The organism is Mycobacterium sp. 29Ha (genome assembly GCF_032883055.1).
Lineage (GTDB): Bacteria > Actinomycetota > Actinomycetes > Mycobacteriales > Mycobacteriaceae > Mycobacterium > Mycobacterium gallinarum.
The window spans coordinates 217,760-235,707 of the sequence record NZ_JAMQTI010000008.1; the positions used below are offsets into that span (position 1 = coordinate 217,760).

At 63.4% G+C, this 17,948-nt stretch carries 16 protein-coding genes; 5 read left to right on the top strand and 11 right to left on the bottom strand.

Annotation, left to right across the window (positions count from 1 at the left end; translation table 11 throughout):
• Positions 1 to 35: 35 nt before the first annotated feature.
• The 9 genes from M1248_RS13120 to M1248_RS13160 all read right to left on the bottom strand — a co-directional run bounded on the left by M1248_RS13120 (position 36) and on the right by M1248_RS13160 (position 10,982).
• Complete coding sequence (locus M1248_RS13120; RefSeq protein WP_317148633.1) at positions 36 to 1,511, bottom strand: MlaD family protein; 1,476 nt, start codon at positions 1,509 to 1,511, stop codon at positions 36 to 38.
• Position 1,512: 1 nt separating this feature from the next.
• On the bottom strand, positions 1,513 to 2,652 hold the full coding sequence (locus M1248_RS13125; RefSeq protein WP_317148634.1) for a virulence factor Mce family protein: 1,140 nt from the start codon (positions 2,650 to 2,652) through the stop codon (positions 1,513 to 1,515).
• The gene (locus M1248_RS13130; RefSeq protein WP_317148635.1) at positions 2,649 to 4,106 is read right to left on the bottom strand and encodes an MCE family protein; all 1,458 of its coding nucleotides are present in this window, start codon (positions 4,104 to 4,106) and stop codon (positions 2,649 to 2,651) included. Before M1248_RS13130 ends, M1248_RS13125 begins: the two co-directional genes overlap by 4 nt.
• Entirely contained in the window at positions 4,103 to 5,488 is a 1,386-nt protein-coding gene (locus M1248_RS13135; protein WP_317148636.1) for an MCE family protein, read from the bottom strand. Before M1248_RS13135 ends, M1248_RS13130 begins: the two co-directional genes overlap by 4 nt.
• Positions 5,485 to 6,510 (bottom strand): MCE family protein, encoded by a 1,026-nt coding sequence (locus tag M1248_RS13140; RefSeq protein WP_317148637.1) that lies wholly within the window; start codon positions 6,508 to 6,510, stop codon positions 5,485 to 5,487. Before M1248_RS13140 ends, M1248_RS13135 begins: the two co-directional genes overlap by 4 nt.
• Positions 6,511 to 6,555: 45 nt before the next feature.
• Complete coding sequence (locus M1248_RS13145; protein WP_410506659.1) at positions 6,556 to 8,022, bottom strand: MCE family protein; 1,467 nt, start codon at positions 8,020 to 8,022, stop codon at positions 6,556 to 6,558.
• Between the two features lie 4 nt (positions 8,023 to 8,026).
• Positions 8,027 to 8,878 carry an ABC transporter permease gene (locus M1248_RS13150; RefSeq protein WP_317148638.1) on the bottom strand — a complete coding sequence of 284 codons (852 nt, stop codon included), beginning with the start codon at positions 8,876 to 8,878 and terminating at the stop codon, positions 8,027 to 8,029.
• Positions 8,875 to 9,585 carry an MlaE family ABC transporter permease gene (locus M1248_RS13155; RefSeq protein ID WP_410506662.1) on the bottom strand — a complete coding sequence of 237 codons (711 nt, stop codon included), beginning with the start codon at positions 9,583 to 9,585 and terminating at the stop codon, positions 8,875 to 8,877. The genes M1248_RS13150 and M1248_RS13155 overlap by 4 nt, the downstream gene beginning before the upstream one ends.
• Positions 9,586 to 10,844: 1,259 nt before the next feature.
• Positions 10,845 to 10,982 carry a hypothetical protein gene (locus tag M1248_RS13160; RefSeq protein WP_317148639.1) on the bottom strand — a complete coding sequence of 46 codons (138 nt, stop codon included), beginning with the start codon at positions 10,980 to 10,982 and terminating at the stop codon, positions 10,845 to 10,847.
• A 50-nt stretch (positions 10,983 to 11,032) separates the two neighbouring features.
• On the opposite strand from M1248_RS13160, the gene M1248_RS13165 reads away from it, so the two are divergent.
• From M1248_RS13165 to M1248_RS13185, 5 genes are all read left to right on the top strand, one after another.
• Complete coding sequence (locus M1248_RS13165) at positions 11,033 to 12,028, top strand: LLM class flavin-dependent oxidoreductase (RefSeq protein ID WP_317148640.1); 996 nt, start codon at positions 11,033 to 11,035, stop codon at positions 12,026 to 12,028.
• Positions 12,029 to 12,106: 78 nt separating this feature from the next.
• Complete coding sequence (locus M1248_RS13170; protein ID WP_317148641.1) at positions 12,107 to 12,898, top strand: FadR/GntR family transcriptional regulator; 792 nt, start codon at positions 12,107 to 12,109, stop codon at positions 12,896 to 12,898.
• A 200-nt stretch (positions 12,899 to 13,098) separates the two neighbouring features.
• Positions 13,099 to 14,328 (top strand): CoA transferase, encoded by a 1,230-nt coding sequence (locus tag M1248_RS13175; protein ID WP_317148642.1) that lies wholly within the window; start codon positions 13,099 to 13,101, stop codon positions 14,326 to 14,328.
• Between the two features lie 10 nt (positions 14,329 to 14,338).
• Positions 14,339 to 15,025 (top strand): helix-turn-helix domain-containing protein, encoded by a 687-nt coding sequence (locus tag M1248_RS13180; RefSeq protein WP_317148643.1) that lies wholly within the window; start codon positions 14,339 to 14,341, stop codon positions 15,023 to 15,025.
• A gap of 11 nt (positions 15,026 to 15,036) precedes the next feature.
• Positions 15,037 to 16,242 carry a cytochrome P450 gene (locus M1248_RS13185; protein WP_317148644.1) on the top strand — a complete coding sequence of 402 codons (1,206 nt, stop codon included), beginning with the start codon at positions 15,037 to 15,039 and terminating at the stop codon, positions 16,240 to 16,242.
• A 2-nt stretch (positions 16,243 to 16,244) separates the two neighbouring features.
• On the opposite strand, the gene M1248_RS13190 is transcribed toward M1248_RS13185, so the two are convergent.
• Both M1248_RS13190 and M1248_RS13195 read right to left on the bottom strand, forming a co-directional pair.
• The gene (locus tag M1248_RS13190) at positions 16,245 to 17,435 is read right to left on the bottom strand and encodes a phosphotransferase (RefSeq protein WP_317148645.1); all 1,191 of its coding nucleotides are present in this window, start codon (positions 17,433 to 17,435) and stop codon (positions 16,245 to 16,247) included.
• The gene (locus tag M1248_RS13195; protein ID WP_317148646.1) at positions 17,432 to 17,938 is read right to left on the bottom strand and encodes a MarR family winged helix-turn-helix transcriptional regulator; all 507 of its coding nucleotides are present in this window, start codon (positions 17,936 to 17,938) and stop codon (positions 17,432 to 17,434) included. The genes M1248_RS13190 and M1248_RS13195 overlap by 4 nt, the downstream gene beginning before the upstream one ends.
• Positions 17,939 to 17,948: the final 10 nt, after the last annotated feature.

Consider the following 17,948-nt stretch of genomic DNA (forward strand, 5'->3'; position numbering starts at 1 on the left):
AATCTGGTTGCTGCCGAGCGCCTTTCGGTGAGGGGTCAGTTTCCCGGCGGGACCAGCATATTTTGCCATGTTTGCCCCTCTTGGGCACCGGCGGCAAGGTCCGACTGGGTGTACACGCGTCCGTCCGGTGCGACGTAACTTCCGGTGGAAGGGTCGTACGGCACCGCTGCTACCGGTGCCGGTGCGGCCGGAGGCGGAGGTGGTGCAGCCTCCACGGGGCCAGTCCCCGGCGCCGATGGATCCCTCGGCTGGGGAACGGCCTGCCCTGAGAGCGTGGCGTTCGGGTCGCCCTTCCAGTTGTAACCGTCATTGAGCGGCACGTAGTTCTCGTCGCTCTCGCAGATAGCCACTGTTGGGGCGCGTTTGCCCGGTTTCTCCACGCACGGCGTATTCCGGGCACCGCGCACATTGAAGGGCGAGTCTTGAGGCACCCGGCAATAGAGGTCACCGTCGGGTGCCGGCGGATAGTCCTCGAGAGCCGCGGACCTTATCTGCTGGGCTGGCAGAAATCCGGTGTTGCACGCCGGCGGCAGGTTGAGGTTCAAGTTGAAGCTCAGGAAGCCACCGTTGTAGTCCTGCTTGGTGTTTCGGTTCGCCACGCCGACGGCCTGAACCGCCGCGGCACCCTGCGGGAGTAGCACCAGCAGTTGCTCGATATTGCCGCGGTACACGGCCGCGACCTCGCCTACAGACACCAAGTTGGCCAACACAATCGGCAGCGTCGGCCGTAGACGATCGAAGAGCGCGCGTGCCTCCTCAGCGGCAGGCGCACCGTCCTGAAGCAACTTGGCGACACTGCCGTCTTCGGTGCGCAGTTGCGCTGTAATCGTCGCCAGGTTGGCCGCCCAGGCTTGAATCGAATCCGACGTGTCCGTCTGAGAATTGAGAATGGGTCTGGATTCATCGACGAGGGTGTTCAGCTCGTTGATGTTAGTGCGGGCGTCGAGTGCCAGGGCAGTGGCGCTCTTGACAAATCGGGCGATCTCGGGACCGAGACCACCGAAAGCGAGGTAGGCCTCGTCCACCACAGTCTTCAGGTTATCGCGGGGAATCGCTTGCAGCCCTTTGTTTGTGGCGTCCAAAAGCGTGCTGATGTTCGGCGGTACCGTGGTCCTGTCACTGGGTATGATATCGCCGTTGCGCAGCATCGGTCCGTCTGCGGAACGTGGCAAGAGGTCGACGTACTGCTCTCCGATCGCCGACACGCTGTGTACCTCGGCTTCCACGTCCGACGGAATCTTGATGTCGGAGTCCAGCGACATCACGGCCTCGACCCCGGTGTCGGTCAAGTGAACCGATTTCACTTGGCCCACGTTATAGCCGCGGTAGCTGACATTGGCACGCTCGTACAAACCGCCGGCCTGCGGCAGTTGCACCGTGACGTTGTAGCGGCCAACGCCGAACCACTTCGCGGGCAATTTCAGGACGGGGAAGAACATAATTGCCACGCCGAACACCATCACGACGGCCACAACGACCAACTGAGTCCAGATCCGCCTCGTCAGATGCATGTCACGGTCCCTGATTGAACTGATAAGGCACGACCAGTGGGTTGCGCGCCGTGTACGGGCTGGGCATTTGGCCGATGGTCCGGCCCCACTGCAGTTCCAGCTCGGTTAGCTCGCCCTCGAAGCGAGTGCCGGTCAAGAGCCCGGCATCCAAGCGGCTCAGCGTCAGATCGATGACAGCGGTCAAGTTGGCGAAGTCACCGCGCAGCCACTTGCTGAGCGTCGGCTTCGGGAAAGGGAAGGTGGAATAGAAGTCCAGCGAACGGGTCAGGTCCTGCCCAGCATCGGCAAGCGACTTCAGCACGGGTCCGAGATCCTTGAGTTCCTTGACCAGATTCTCTTTCGTCTGGTTCACCGAATCAGCGGCCAGCGCACTGAATTTCCCGAGTTGATCGACTGCATCGGCCAAAGTGTCACGCTCGTCGTTTAGGACCGCCAGCGCTTGCGGAACGGTTTTCAGCGCTTGGTCGACGACGGGTTTCTGCTCTGCAATCTGACCCACCAAATTATTGAGACTGTCTGCGGCTGCAAGGATGTCGTCCTTCTGGTCATTGAGGTATGTGACGAACAGGTCGAGCTGCTCGAGCAGGCTCCGCAAGTCGTCGGCGCGGCCGGCAAAGGCCCGGCTCAGCTCTTTGGTGATCTCGCCTATCCGTCCGACGCCCCCGCCGTTCAGCAACAATGACAGCGCGCTGAGTGTCTCTTCGGTGGTCGGGTAGACACTCGCGTTTGAAAGTGGAATCAATGAGCCTTCCTTGAGTTTGCCCTCTGGCGGCGCGTCGGCCGGCGGTGCCAACTCGACGTGCAGGGAGCCCAGCAAGCTGGTCTGCCCCAGCGTCGCAGTGGCATTGGCGGGCAAGTTCACATCGCCGTTCAATCGCATGGTCACCAGCGCGTGCCAGCCCTGACGCTCGATCTTGGTGACATTGCCTACGGTGACGTCATTGACCCTGACGCGGGAATTGGTCTCCAGGCTCACGACTTGCGGCAATTGTGCCTGAATCGTATATGCGCCCGCCCCTCCACCCGCGGTCCCCGGCAACGTCAGAGAGTTCAGGCCCCGCCAGTCGGCACAACCGGAAAGCACCACCGCCGCTATCGCCGACAGACCAATGACGCGGTGCCACGGTTGATTTCGCCTCACTGTCCACCCCCAGGGGGCACCATCATGCCCGTCAACCCGGCGGATGGGTCCGTCGGGACCGGCGCGGGAACGGCAGGGTTGTCGCCCGGGTTCAGCGGCACCGGGGTGAGCGGCCTCCCGGGTACGAACGGCGGTTGACCGTCGTACGGATTGGCCGGCTCGCCGAAGTTGGTGAACACGCCCCCCGGCGGCGGCAGCGGGCCGCCAGGCGCCGGACCCCCGGCTGGAGGCGGCGCAGGCGCCTCTGCAGGCAACGCCCCCGGCGAACCGGCCGGCGGTATGTAGTCCGGCCGCATCCAGTCCTCGCTGTAGGTGATCTCGTTCGGGCGGGCCTGCGCCCCGACGAACAGGTTCTCCCCGAGCGGGAAGAAGTTGTATTGGCGGTTCTTGAAGATCGGCGCGAGGTACTGCACACACAGCTTCGCCGACTGTTCGGCTCCCAGCCGCGATGCCGCTTGCACGGCGCCGCAGATGAATTGGAGAGGATTCGCGAAGTTGCTGGTCGACAGCGCACCGGTCAGCGCGCCTTGCGCAGGTTGATAGATGTTCAAAAAGTTCTGGAACGCGTTGGGGGCGACGTGCAGCAGCTGCTTGATGTCGCCGAGGTTGTCGTGCAACGTCTGGGAGACCGAGGCGAGCTTGTCGGACGTGGTACCGAGGGTCTCCCTATTCTCGGCGACGAAGGTCCGAACGTCGTCGACGACATCCGCGAGATCCCTTACAGCAGCGCCGACCTCGTTCGGATCATTGGCGAGCAGTCCGGTGGTCGCGGCCAGGTTCTGATTGAGCTGCCGAAGCAGATCGGTGCTGTCCTGCAGCGCCGAAACCAGGATCGACAAATTCTTCACGGTCCCGAATAGTCCCTTGCTGTTATCGCCGAGGGCCGAGAAGGCATCCGAGAGCTTGATGAGCGTCTCTCGGATGTTCGCGCCCTGACCGCGCAGGTTGTCCGCCGCAGTGGAGACGAACGCACCCAGGGTGCTCACGCCGCCCGGCGTGGTCGGCTGCAGCGTGTCGGCGAGCCGTTCCAGCTGCTGCCGGAACTGGTCGAATTCGACCGGCACGGCCGTGCGGTCCTGTGGGATCACCGCGCCGTTCTGCAGCGTGGGGCCACTGCTGTACACGGGGACGAGTTGGATGGCCCGAGCGGTCACCAGCGCCGGCGAGAGGATGACGGCTTTGGCGTCCGCAGGCACCTTGTACTCCTCGTCGACCGAGAAGGTGATCTTCGTCCGGAGAGGTTGCGGTTCGATTTTCTCGACGGTGCCGACCGGGACCCCGAGGATGACCACGTCGTCGCCCTCGTAGATGCCGTTGCTGTTGTCGAAATAGCCGATGATCGTGGCGCGTTGTCCCACCCCGTAGGTGTTGATCGTCACGATCCCGACGATCAACAGCGCCACTAGGACAGCGGCCAGTCCGATCCTTCCCACACGGGAGTTCAGCCTGTTCACCGGCCTCCCTCCGCAGGCGCGGGTGCGGGCACGGATCCGGCACCGTGGTTGACCGAACCCTGCTCGCCGGGCGCGGGATCCAGGATCGAAAGCGGCGGAGTCAACGTCGATCCCGTTCCCGGTGGCGCGACCGCCGGCGGCCCGGGCGGCGGGCCACCCGGTGGTGGGGCGGGTGGCGGCTCGCGGTACGGATAGCAACCGGTGGGCCCCGGCAGGGGCACGCCGGGCGGACCGCATCCCTGGTCGCCGGGGTTACCTGTGATGGCGTCGGGAATCGTCAACCTCGGATCTCCACCCTGGCCGGTGCGTGGGAAGGGAACCGGCAGCGCAGGTGTGCCCGGCTGGCCTACCTGCGGATCGGTCATTTCTGAGGGCAACAGGACGTTGGGATCGATCCCGAGGTCGGAGAAGGCAGCGTCGATGAACGGCTGGACGAACTGCCCAGGGAGAAGATTGGCGACATAGGCCTTGAAGAATGGTCCCGACGACACCGACTCACCAAGCCCCAGCGCGTATCTGTTGAGCCCCTTCACGGCCAGTTTCACCTGTTCGCGGTGGTTATCGACGATCGCAAGCACGCCATTGAGCTTCTCCAGTGCGGGCTTGAGCTGAGTGCGGTTTTCGGCGATGAACCCCTTCAACTGCTGGCTCAGCGTCGAGAGGTTGTTGAAGATCTGGTCGAGCGCGGCGCCCTGACTCTGCAGCGCGGCGAGAAGCGAATTGGTGTCGTGGACCAGGCTGACGATCTTGTCGCTGCGCTCAGCGAGGACATCGGTGGCCTTATCGGCATTGGACAATAGGCTGCGAAGCTCAGCGTCGCGCTCGTTCAGTGTTTGTGAAAACCGGCCCACGCCCTCGACGGCGGCGCGCACGTCGGGCGGCGTGTCGGCGAATGTCTTCGAGAGCACGGTCAGCGATTCGGACAATTGGTCGGTGTCCAGTCCACTGATGGCCGTGGTGAGGTCGGCGATCGCATCCGGCAGCTGATAGGCGGACGTCGTCCGGTCGATAGGTATCGGGCCGTCCAGTCTGCCGTCTCCGCGCGGAGTGATCTCGAGGACCTTGCTGCCCAACGCGCTGTTGGTCTTGACGGCGGCCTCGGTGCGCTCGCCGAGCCGGATCCGGTCATTGACCTTGAACGTGACCAGCACTCGCCCGCCGTCCAGCTTGATGCTCTCCACACTGCCCGAAGCGACGCCGCTCACCCGTACGTCGGCACCCGACTTAAGTCCGCCGGCCTCGGCAAAGTAGGCCGAGTAACCATCGCCTGCAGAAAAAAACGGCAGTTTGTCGTACTGCAGGGCGGCCACGACGATCGCCAGGCACAATCCGAGCCCGATGGCGCCGATGACGAGCGGATTCCGTTCCTCGAAAGATTTCATCGGGGCGTGCACCTCCCCGTCGACTGGCCCGCGACCTTCACATACACCGGCTGGCCACCCTTGCCATTGAGTTTCAGCACGGCGTCGCACAGATAGAAGCTGAAGTAGTCGCCGTAGAGACCCTGTCGGTTCAGGATCCGGTAGGCGTCGGGCAGCGTGTCCAGCAGGTTGTTGAGATAGTCGGTGTCCGCGACGATGTTTCCCGCCAGCCGGTCAGCCTCGGGGACGACCTGTCTCAACGGAGGGCGGGCCTGCTGCAGCAGGTCCGCCACGGACCCGGCGACCTCGTTGGCGTATGCCACTCCGTTGGTAATGTCCTGCTTGCGCTGTTCGAGTCCTTTTACCAGCTCCGACAGCGAGTCGACGGCCTTCGCGAACTGGTCCTGCTGATCGCCGAGCGAACCCAGGACCGTGTTCAAGTTGACGATGACGTCTCCGATCAATTGATCCCGGTTGGCCAGGGTGTTGGTCAATGATGCGGTCTGGTTAAGGAACGAGCTGATGGTCGCGCCTTGCCCTTGGAAAGCCTCGATGAGCTGGCCGGTCAGCGCATTGACCTGGTCGGGATTGAGCGCATTGAAGAGTGGGCGAAAACCGCCGATCAACGAATCAAGATCGAGCGCGGGTTGTGTCAGGACCAGCGGTATGGTGGCGCCCGGGTTCAGCCTCTTCGTACCGCCGGCGCCCTCCTCGATCGCCAAAAAGCGATCGCCGATCAGGTTCTCGTAGCGAATCGAAGCCCTGTTTCCTTCGGTGAGTACTACAGAGTCGTTTGCCGCGAATTCCACGAGGACAGTGGCGTCGTCCTGGACCTCGACCTTCTTAACCTTGCCGACCTCGACGCCGGCGATGCGCACAAAATTGCCGGCCTCCAGTCCCGAAGCGTTCGAGAAGATCGCCTTGTATGTCGACTCTCCGCCGAAGCGCAACTGCCCGAAGACCGCCACCATCAAGAACCAGCCCAACGTGCACGCCAACACGAAGATGGCGATGCGCACCAGCGGGCCTCGCAAGCTAGCCATGGCGGCGGTGGTCTTTCATTCTCTGCTTTCTCGTGTGCTGGTTGGTCACGGCCTGGGTACCACCGGTCCGGGCGGGATGGGCGGCGGCGGGACGGGCTGGACCTGCGCGGGATAAGGGACAACGAACGGCTCTTGGCCCGGCCGAGGGCCCGGCTCCCTGGGAGCCCCCGGTGGTGGCGCGGGCGGTAGTCCGGGATAGAGCGGAGTGCCGTCGGGCGCGTACTGCTGTCCGCCGTACGGCGGGGCACCCGGGTAGGGAATCGGGCCCGGCGCCGGCGGTCCGATCCGGTTGACGGTCGGCGGTTGCGGGTTGGCGCGGGTGTACGGGAAGAAGTTCTCGTAGCCGGGAAAGCCGATTCCGGGATTCGGCCGTATATCGACGCCGGTGCCCCACCCGGTGTTGGTGACCAGCTGACGCAGGGGCCAGTTCTGCGCGACATCAGGGAGCGACCCACACCCCGGCTTCCCACCCGGACCGCCCTTCGCTCCGTTGATGGGCAGGTGATCTGGATACTTGTACTGGTCGTCCCCCAACAGCAAGGCGACGTCAAGCACCACGGATTTGCCCGTCGCGCCGCCGGAGATGTCCTCGAATCCGAAATCGATGACGTTCTTGCCGCCGGTGAACAGACAGGTCAATTCGGGGTTGTACTTCATCAAGAGGCTGGTGGTCGACTCGAGTGAATTGACAACGCGGACCAGGTTGTCCTTGCTCGGACCCAGTAGGTCAATGCCGCTGTTCGACAGGCCGATGACGCTGAGAAGCAACGAGTCGAGTTGTTTCTGATTCTCGGTGATTGTGGTGCTGGTCGTGCTCACCGCGTCGAGGACATCGACGATGTTCTGCGCGGCAGCGCCATAGGTGTCGCTGAAATCTTTCAGGGCTCGCCAGTCCTGCCTGATGGTCTCACTGCGAGGGTTGAGCTGCAAAAGCACATCATTGCCGGCGGTGATCGCCTCGCCGAACGATTCCCCCTGACCGCGGAAACCCTCGGCCAACGCCGACAGCGCGCCGTTGAGCTTTGCGACGTCGACCTGCTTGAGCACTCCGACGAGGTTCTCGAAGACGGTGTTGACCTCGGTGGCGACGTTGCGCGCCATCACCACGTCACCCCGGGCCAGCCGCTTTGGGCTCGGGTCCTCGGGAACGATCAGTTCCACGAACTTGTTGCCGAACGCCGTCGTCGCCTTGATCTCCGCCTCGACGTTCGCCGGAATGTATTGCAGCTGATCAGAATTGATGTCCAGATTGAGGCTGATCGGCGCGCTGCCCGCGGCGATGCCGTCCACCCGCCCGACGACGACGCCACGGAGCTTGACGTCATTACCGGGTTCCATGATGAGCCCAGAACGCTCAGCCTTCAGAGTGACAGGAACGTAGGACTTGTAGCTGCCCGTGAAAAGAACCGCGTCCACGACGAGCACCCCTGCAAGGGTCAACACCAGACCCAACGCCCACCAGGCCGGGTGAATGCGAGACTCACCGGCTCTTGTCTTACGCGCTGCTGCCACGCCGCTACCCGGAGAGATTCAGACCGCCGCCCTGGCCATAAATGCCCAGCGCAACGAGTAGGAGTACGACGATCACGGCGACCAACGAGGCCCGGACAGCTCGGCCCACGGCCTCCCCAACACCGGCAGGTCCGCCCGAGGCGGTGTAGCCGTAATAGGTGTGTATGAACATCACGATGGTCGCCATTCCGACTGCCTCGGTGAAGGACAAGATCACGTCCATGGGGTTCAGAAAAGTATTGAAGTAGTGGTCGTAGACTCCCGTCGACTGCCCGTACGCAATGGTGGTGCCGAGCCGGGTGGCGAGGTATGCGGCCAGCAAGCCCAAGCAGAACAACGGGATCGACAGCACGACCCCGGCAACCAGGCGGGTGGAGCACAGGAAAGGCACAGTGCGGACGCTGATCACTTCCAGCGCGTCGATTTCCTCGTTGATCCTCATCGCACCCAGCTGTGCGGTGCAGCCGGCACCGATCGTCGCTGCCATGGCGATGCCGACGACGGCCGGGGCGGCGAATCGGGTGTTGATGTAAGCCGATGCGAAGCCGCTGAGCGCCTCCACGCCGATGTTCGAGAGCGAGCCGTACAGCTGGATCGCGATCAGCGAGCCAACCTGTGAGGTCAGAAAAAGTACGACGACGATGGTGCCGCCGATGAGCGCCATCCCCCCAACGCCCAGGCTCATCTGGGCGATCTGCCGCAGAAGTTCGACCTTGTAGTAGATGTAGACGTCCTTGATCCCGGCGAGCGTCTTGCCGTAGAACTGGGCCTGCTCGCCGAGAGTGTTCCACGCGCCGGCCCAGCCCCTGGCGGTCCTCTGCAACCGAGGCAGGACAGCGCGCGCGGGCGTGCTCACAGCGTCGCCTTCGCGCCGACGGCCGTAGCGATCGTGCCGATGAAGAACAGCACCAGGAAGGTGAAAACCACCGTTTCATTCACCGCGTTGCCAACACCCTGGGGTCCGCCGCCCACCGAGAGGCCTTTGTAGCAGGCGATCAAGCCGGCGAAGAAGCCGAACAGCACCGCCTTGGCCAGCGCGATGACCAGCTCGGGAATTCCGACCAACAGGGTGAGGCTGGAGACGAATGCACCCGGGGTGACGCCTTGAAGGAAGACAGAGAACAGGAAGCCGAAGAACAGACCCACTACGACCACGACTGATGTCAGCATCGTCGCGACAAGTGTTGCGGCCAGTACGCGGGGAACCACCAGGCGATGAATCGGATTGAGGCCGAGCACCCGCATCGCGTCGATCTCTTCGCGGATGGTCCGTGAACCGAGATCAGCGCACATGGCCGTCGCCCCGGCACCCGAGATCACCAGCACCGTGATGATGGGCCCGATGTAGAGGACCGCACCGAGCGCCGCGCCAGCACCTGACGCGTCGGCCGCGCCTATCTCAATCAGCAGCAAGTTGAGGATGAATGCAGTCAGTACGACGAACGGGATGGACATCAGGATGGTCGGCAGGATCGAGACCCGCGCCACGAACCACGTCTGCTCCACGAACTCGCGAAAGGGAAACGCCGGTTTGAACATCTGCACCACGGTGTCCATCGACATGGCGAAGAACTCGCCAAGCATCCGAAGTGGTTTCACTGCATCCCACTGCTTGGTGGCGCCCACTAGCGAACCCTCTCCGGCAGGAGAACAGGCCCGCAGATCGCTCGAGTCCCAGCGCAGGCACAGACGCCATCCTCTTCGGGAGGATTAAACGCCTTGGCGGTGCCACACTTCATAGATTGCGAATCCCCTATCAAGATCGGCGCTTTCACCTGTCGGTCGAGTTGTGATTCAACACACACGCAACTGGGGACAAACCGTACACCACATTTTTCGGCCATAGCAACAACTTCGCATCAACCCGAAGCGCGACAGCTCAGTTCACCTAGTTCGATACGTTGGGTTTGCGGAGTTCGCGTGTGACAGATCTAACGGGATCGTCTCACCAGCCACTCGGCATGACCCGGATTGCGCGGTTGTGTCGCGGCGGATACCCGACTAGGACTCGGTGCTGAGATCATCTACACAGCTGAGAGCTTTGCAGTGTGTGACTAGTACCCCGGGCGGGCCGCTTCGTACGCCAGCACAGGTTGACGATTGAGGCCGACTGCAAGCGGCTAGCCGCGTCACCTTGATCTTTGCTGTGGATGCCGGGAATCGGGGCGGAAGTCTTAAGCGCGACAATTCACAGCAAGAATAACGAAGCGGAAAGGCTTGCTGTAAACCTATCCCATTAGAGATCGCCAAGGCATAAGGAATTGACCCGATTCTGCGCGCAATTAAATTGTTCCTAATTCACTAATTAGAAGTGATTTTTCCACTATCGGGGCCGGGCTTTAACGGCCCCACATTCGCCGGCCGATCACCCAGGCCGTCGACCCGGTCGCCGATCCCCTCAGGCCACACCCGCGACGACGTGCCCACCGTCCGCGCAGTTGCCCCCGCGGGCCAACGGAACGACTAGCCTCTGCGGCGGGCGAAATCGCCGCCGGCCCGTCCCTAAGCGCGACGACTATGGACGGTCAGCATCGGATTCCGTAGCTTCGACAAAGAAAACTAAAGATATATCTATATAGCTAATTAGAATGTGTTGCCAGGCGAAAATCCATGCCATCTCGGGCGCTCGATGGTCAATGCGTATATGCGTTACGGCGCGGTTGCTCGTGGGCCGGTCCGGATCCGCGAAGCACGTCGCCGAAGTTTCCTCAGAGTGTGCGGTCGGTGGACCAATCGCCAGATCAGCTTGCTGATCGCGGGCAGTACGGACTCACGAAGCGTCGACCCGACGACGCTGTGGCAGACCGTAACGGCCAGACCGGTCACGGTGCCGGAGGGTTGGCGGGAGTCTTGTAGAGCCGTCGGCCGAGTGCGGCCGCGGTGCGGGCCGTCACCATTACCTCTTTCGACTCGGTGTCGAGAATCTCGGTCTCAGCGAGCGAGGGAAGATGTAGAGTCACATATCTTACTAAGTAAGCGATCTCAAACGATTGAGGAGGCTTCCGCCGCGATGAAGTGGGGACTACCCTGGCCCGGCCCGGAACTCGCCGGGCAAGCAGAGGCCGCAGGCGCTTCAGCCTTCTGCTCCGGCGAATTCGCCGACCACGACGCATATGTGGCCGCCACCGAAATGGCCCACGCCACGACGACGGCGATGATCGGTCCCGGTATCGCGTACGCATTCGCGCGGTCCCCGTTCGTCCACGCCTCGTCGATCCGTCACCTGTCAAAGCACGCGAGCGGTCGGCTGTTCCTCGGCCTTGGTGCGGGCACGTCACGCATGAATCGGGACTGGTTCGGGGTCGATGCCAGTCACCCCGCGCCGCGCATGGCCGAACTCATCGAAGCGACGCGGGCGTTCCTGCACGCGGAGGACGGCGAGCCGATCCGCTACCGCGGCGAGTACTACACGATCGACGCCGACATCAGGGCGCCGATTTTCGGCAGGCTCGACGTGCCGATTCTGATCGGCGCGTTCAACAAGATCATGATCCGGACCGCGGGGCGCACCGCCGACGGAGTACTGGGCCACGGCCTATTCACCGACCGTTGGTGGGACGAAGTGGTCGACCCGGAACTCGGCTGTGGAGCCGCCGCCGCCGGACGCGACGCGGGCAACCTACACAGATGGGGGTGGCAGATCACCGCAATCAACGATGCCGAACCCGAACGTGCCATCAACGATGCGCGGCTCCAGATCGCCTTCTACCTGACGGTGCGAACCTACGACGCCCTGGTCGAGCTGCATGGGTGGCAGGACGAGGTCGCCGCGATCCGCACGGAATTCCGAAATGGGCGGCCGAAGGCGATGGCCGACCACGTGACCGATGACATGTTGTGGGCCATCGCCGTCTGCGGCGATGCTGGCCAAGCCCGCGAGATGATCTCGCAACGCAAGCGCCTGCCCGACACCGTGTTCGTCGCGGCGCCCAGCTTTCTGGTCGGTCGTCGCAGACGCGTGGAGTACGACGCGGCAGCCATCCGCCTGGCATCCGAGCTGCATTGAAGGCGTTGACGACCGGTCGCGGTGCCGCACAACATGGTTTACTGAGTAGTACAACTGCAATCCCGTAGGAGGGACACGGTGTCTCGACCCGATTCGCTTGCACCGATGATCTCGCCCGACTCGGCGTCAGGCGCCGTCCGTTCTCCCAAGACGGCGGAGCTGGTCGCCAGGACATTGCGCCGCATGGTCGTCGACGGCCAGCTCAAGGACGGCGATTTCCTGCCGCACGAAGCGGATCTCATTGCCCACTTTCAAGTCAGCAGGCCCACCTTGCGAGAGGCTGTGCGCGTGCTGGAGTCCGAGCGACTCGTTGAGGTTCGCCGTGGTTCCCGCACGGGTGCCAAAGTGCGGGTGCCCGGTCCCGAGATCGTCGCGCGACCTGCGGGACTCCTTCTCGCGCTGTCAGGCGCCTCGCTGGCGGACGTCATGACCGCACGAACCGCGATCGAACCCGCGGCGGCCAAGTTGCTCGCCGAGGAGGGCACCGAAGAGGCCCATGCGGAATTGGCCAGGCTGGTCGACGACGTGCCCCGCGCCTATGAGGCGGGCAAGCTGGCGTCCGCATCGGCTCAAGTTCATCGCCGGATGGTCGAGCTCTCGGGTAACGCGACGCTGGGAATCATCGCCGGAATGCTGCATGAGATCGGCGAACGCCACACGGCCGCAGCGATTCTCGGGGCCGATAACACCAACAAAATCGCGAAGGCGGAGTACGGGAGGCTGGTCAAGTCGTACTCGCGGCTCGTCGACCTAGTCCAGGCCCGCAAGGGCGCTGAGGCCGAAACCCATTGGCGCCGCCACATGGAGGCAGCGAGCGCAGCGATGCTGCGGGGCCACGAGAAGACCCGCGTCCGCGACATCATGGACTGACGAAGGGTTAAACCTCTCAGACCTGCCGACAGCCGCGACCGACGCTGTGCGTACATCGGCCGGCCTTAACCACGTTCACTTGACGTCCTCGCCGTGACTCTCTGTGATCCAGGTCTCGCATTCCCGACGCGATGCTGATACTTTCATTCTGCTGCGTCGCAGAAATGCGTCACTCAATGATTCTGATCGCAGGAGGTTTTGTGGCCAGGCCGTTGACCGGTGTCCGGGTGCTTGAGGTCGCGCAGTTCACCTTCGTGCCGTCGGCGGGGGCGGTGCTCGCAGATTGGGGCGCTGAGGTGGTGAAGGTAGAGCACCCCGTGACCGGCGACGCGCAGCGCGGGCTGGTGAAGGTCCTCGGCCGGGCCGCCAGCGCGCCTGGCTCGTCATTCGCACCGATCATGGAGGCGCCGAACCGCGGCAAACGCAGTATCGGTCTCGCCCTCGACAACGACGACGCTCGCGCCGTGCTCGAAGAACTCATCCGACGAAGCGACGTCTTCCTCACCAACTATCTGCCCTCGGCACGTACCCAGTTGCGTATCGACGTCGACGACATCCGGCAAGTCAATCCCGACATCATCTACGTCTCCGGCAATGGATTCGGAATGAATGGACCCGATCGCGACTCCGGCGCTTATGACGCCACGGCGTTCTGGGCGCGCGGCGGCAGCGCCGACGGTGTCACACCGCCGGACGCCGACTCCGTCGCGTTCATGCCCGCCGGCGCCTATGGCGACAACATCGGCGGGCTGGCGATCGCAGGTGGTGTTGCGGCGGCGCTCTTCGGTCGGCAGGTCACGGGCGAGCCTGCCGTGCTTGATGTTTCGCTGCTCGCCGTCGGTGCATGGGCAACTCAGTTCAGCGTCAACATGGCGATGTTGATGGACGGCCCCCTGCCGAAGTTCGAGCGCAAGACACAGGCGCCGGGCAATCCCCTCACGGGGGCCTACCGCACCTCCGACGGTCGGTTCGTCCAGCTGTCGATGCTGCAGCCAACCCGATACTGGCCCGAGTTCTGTCGGCTGATGGGTCTGGAAAGTTGCGCCCAGGATCCGAGATTCGCGTCGGTGGAGTCAATGGCTGCCAACGCGGACGCCGCGCATGACATCGTCGCCGACGCGATAGGCAAGCTGACCTATCCCGAGTGCAAGGCGGTGCTCGATCGCGGCACTGGCCAATGGGCACCGGTTCAGGACGCCTGGGAGCTTGCCAACGACGAGGCGCTGATCGCCAACGGCCGCATCGCCGACATCGTTGATGCTGAAGGCATTTCGCAGAAGCTGGTCGCCAGTCCCGTCAAGTTCGGCGACGAGCCCGTCACGTTGTCACGGGCTCCACAGTTCGCCGAACACACCGACGACGTGCTGCGCGAGCTCGGTCTGGACGACGACCGGCTCATCGAACTCAAAATCGCCGGAGCGATCACGTGAGCCGGCGACCATGACCACCATCGACGTGACTGCGCGCGACGACGGCACCGTCAGAGATCGGTTGATACGTGCCGCCGACGCCGAGATCGCACAGCACGGAATCGCCGCCGTGCAGATGGATACCGTGGCCAGAATCGCGGGCGTTTCTCGCGCCACCGCGTTCCGCCAGTTGGGCAGCGTCTCGGAGCTGCTGGTGCAAGTGGCACTCCTGCGGGCCCGCAGGCACGTGGCGGAGGTGCAGTCGCTGATGGCCGCAAAGGCCGGTGCGTTCGCAAAGCTCGAGGCCGCAATGATTTACACGACGCGTGAGCTACCCACCGATCCCTCGATCTCCGCGTTGATCGCCCAGCACTCCGCATCGGTGCACGATCCGCATGTACACCGGGTCGCGGTCGAAGCCGTCGGGCACGTGCTGGAGGAGGGTCGGCGAAATGGCGAGGTGCGAAACGACCTGGAGATCGACGAACTCGTCGACTTCATGGTGGAACAGACCTACATAGCGGCCGAGGAACTCGACCGATCCGCGGACGAGGTACGACGGCGATTCCGTCACTTCATCATCCCCGCCCTGGCCGCGTCGGGTGGCTCCAGCGGCGAACGCCTATCTCGGACAAGAGAAGTCGAAGACGCGGTCAACACCGCCATCGACGCATTGAGCAATCTTGCCGACCAATTCAACCGAGGTCGCCGTCAATGAAAGGGAAGATCGTGAGCAATACTCAGCCAACGCAGTGTCCGGTCGAGAAGAACCTGGATCTCAACTCGCCGTCGGCTCCGGCCCTGACGCATTTCGGGATGTTGGACGCCACCCAGGATGATCTGCGCCCGGTGTTCCGCAACACCGAGGGGCCTGGTTATTGGATGTTCACCGACTACGAGACGATCCTCGACGGTCTGCAGCACCCCGACCTCTGGTCGAGCAGCGTGATCGTGCCGTCGGATCCGAATCCGCCCTACAAGTGGATACCGATCATGATCGACCCGCCTGACCACGCCAAGTGGCGACATGTGCTGGGCGAGTACTTCTCCCCCGGTCTGGTGAAAAGCCTGAGTGATGAACAACACTCACTCGCCGGTGAGCTCATCGAAAAGCTTGCGCCAGAAGGCTCCTGTGACTTCGTGACGCAGATGGCGCGGGTGTTTCCTTCCATCGTCTTCACCCGGCTGATGGGCATGCCTGAAGAGGAGCTCGACGCATTCCTGGTGTGGGAGGACAAGATCCTGCACACCCTCGGGTCCAGTGACGACGTGAACGCGACTCGGCTTGACGGCATGATGGCCGTGATGGGGTACTTTTCGGGCCTGATCGAGCAGCGGCGCGCCAACCCCGATCCCAAGGCTCGCGACATCGTCAGCAACGCGATCCGGTGGGAGATCGACGGCGAGCCGATCAACGACACCGACCTGTTGAACTGTTTGCTGCTGCTATTCATGGCGGGGCTTGACACCGTGGCGAGCCAGCTGTCGTACGCGATGCTGCACCTTGCGACCCATCCTGCCGACCGCGCACGGATCGCTGCGGAGCCGACGATCATTCCCAAGGCTGTCGAGGAAATGCTGAGGGCCTATCCGATAGTGCAAACTGCGCGAAAGGCCACTCAGGACATGGACTTCCACGGCTGTCCTGTTAAGGCCGGTGACATGGCCTCGTTCCCGATGGCCGCTGCAGGGCGCGACGAGAACATGTACCCTGCCGCGCGCAAGGTCGACTTCGACCGCGGCGTCACGCGTCACCTGTCGTTCGGCGGTGGCCCACACCGTTGCCTCGGTTCACACCTAGCCCGCCAGGAAATGGCGATCGTGCTCGAGGAGTGGCACCGCCGCATCCCTGACTACGAATTGGCCGAGGAGGCGATCGAGCACGGCGGCCAGGTGTGGGGTCTGAACACCCTCAAGCTGCGATGGGACAACTAGAACTAGAAGGCATAGTCGCGCCTCTGGGCGATTTCGTTGACCGCGCCGGCGGCGTCGAGGTCTTCGACGGCGGCGCAGGCGCGCCGCCAAGCCGCCTCGGCGTTTTCCGGTGCCTGCAAGCCGGGCCAAGCGATGGTCATCGCCGTGGCGTCCCATGCTTCTGCCGAGAACAACCGGTACCTCTCGAAAGCCGCGTCCGCACTCGGCAATTCGGTGACCCCGCCGGCGCGCAGACCGTCGAGGTACTGGTCGAGCAGTTCCCGCTGGTGGGCACGGCGGATGACGGGTTCCAATCCGGTCACCATCCAGTAGGTGACCTCACGTAGTCCTGGTCCACGCCAGATCACTTGCCAATCAAGAAGACCCGAGCGGCCGTCGGGCAGTGAGTAGGTGTTGCCAAGGTGAGAATCGCCGTGCAGCAGCGTCAACGGCCCCGCCTCGAACTCGCGGTAGTAGGCATCGATGTTGGCATCCAGTGCGGCAGCGGTCGAATGGACGGCCGGCGTCGCTTCGGGGCGGTTCAGCTTCAGCGCACCGCGCCTGCCACGCTTGTAGAACCTCTTGAGCACCGCGTTGCCGGGCCGCGTGCTCCACGTCCGAACCCAGTTGAGGTCGGCATCGAATCGCGGGCATTCCCAGAATCTGGAGTGAAGTTCGGCGAACGCGTTGATCAGTCCCCGGGCGTGCTCGATCTCGCAACGATCGGCAAGAGCATACGGACGCGCGCCGTCTATGACGATGTCGTCGAGCACGATGAGGAATCGCGCCCCTATCCCAGCGTAGGAGTACCAAGCGTTCGGGCACACGCCCACCACCTCGTCGGCCATCTGCTGGTAGAAGCGAACCTCGTTGTGCGACATCCCGAGTGCGGCGACCATTCCCCTGTTTTTGGCGGACAAAGGACTGCTCTTGACGAAGACGTTGGCAGGCAAGCCCGCGCGCTTCCCTGCCTCATTCCACTCCACCGCCAGCCGTCGACGATCTGTGGTCCCTGTCGTCCCGTCTAGCGGAGTCGCTGACAGCGCAACCGCGCCTGCGGCTTGGGTGCCGAGGTGGCTCGTGAGCCATTCGGCCGTGACGTCCGACGACTTCGACGGCCCCCGCGTCGGAACCCACGGGGATGCGGATGCCGCCAGCTCTGCGATCGCACGCGCGTTCGCCAACGCATTTCCCAAACCCGTCGCGTACCTCATGGCTCCCCGTCGTTCATCGCCGGACCGAGCCCGAGGTGGTGGCAGACATCGGCCAGCGTCGCCCGCAGCTCTCCAAGACGCCGCGGCCCGATGATGTTCTCGATTTCGGTGTTGAGTCGTTCTGCGATACGAGCCGCATCACCGATCAGGGCGACGCCTTGATCGGTATAGCGCACGATCTTGGCCCGGCCGTCGGCGGGATCCGGCACGCGCTCGACATAGCCGAGCTCCTCTAGCTCGCTGACGAGCTGACCGACCGCGTTCTTGGTGACGTCCTGGGCCCGTGCGATGTCCGTGATACGGCTCCCCTCCCAGCCGAGAAAGACCATGAGTCGAGCATGCGCGGGCCGCAAGTTGTAGTGGCCCAAGTCATGAGCGTGGCTGTTGCTGGCGCGCACCATCCACTCGCCGAACTCGATGGCATGCCGCTGCAGCGAGTCCGCCTGGAACTCCCGCACCTGCCGCTCGTTCGGCATGCCCGGCTCGGCGGGATATGCGCTCAATGTGCTGTCT

What these genes read in the sequence shown, in the direction of transcription:
- M1248_RS13120 (WP_317148633.1), bottom strand. Translation starts at nt 1,511, where the DNA reads ATGCATCTGACGAGGCGGATCTGGACTCAGTTGGTCGTTGTGGCCGTC.
- M1248_RS13135 (WP_317148636.1), bottom strand. Translation starts at nt 5,488, where the DNA reads ATGAAATCTTTCGAGGAACGGAATCCGCTCGTCATCGGCGCCATCGGG.
- M1248_RS13140 (WP_317148637.1), bottom strand. Translation starts at nt 6,510, where the DNA reads ATGGCTAGCTTGCGAGGCCCGCTGGTGCGCATCGCCATCTTCGTGTTG.
- M1248_RS13155 (WP_410506662.1), bottom strand. Translation starts at nt 9,585, where the DNA reads ATGTCGATGGACACCGTGGTGCAGATGTTCAAACCGGCGTTTCCCTTT.
- M1248_RS13165 (WP_317148640.1), top strand. Translation starts at nt 11,033, where the DNA reads ATGAAGTGGGGACTACCCTGGCCCGGCCCGGAACTCGCCGGGCAAGCA.
- M1248_RS13180 (WP_317148643.1), top strand. Translation starts at nt 14,339, where the DNA reads ATGACCACCATCGACGTGACTGCGCGCGACGACGGCACCGTCAGAGAT.
- M1248_RS13190 (WP_317148645.1), bottom strand. Translation starts at nt 17,435, where the DNA reads ATGAGGTACGCGACGGGTTTGGGAAATGCGTTGGCGAACGCGCGTGCG.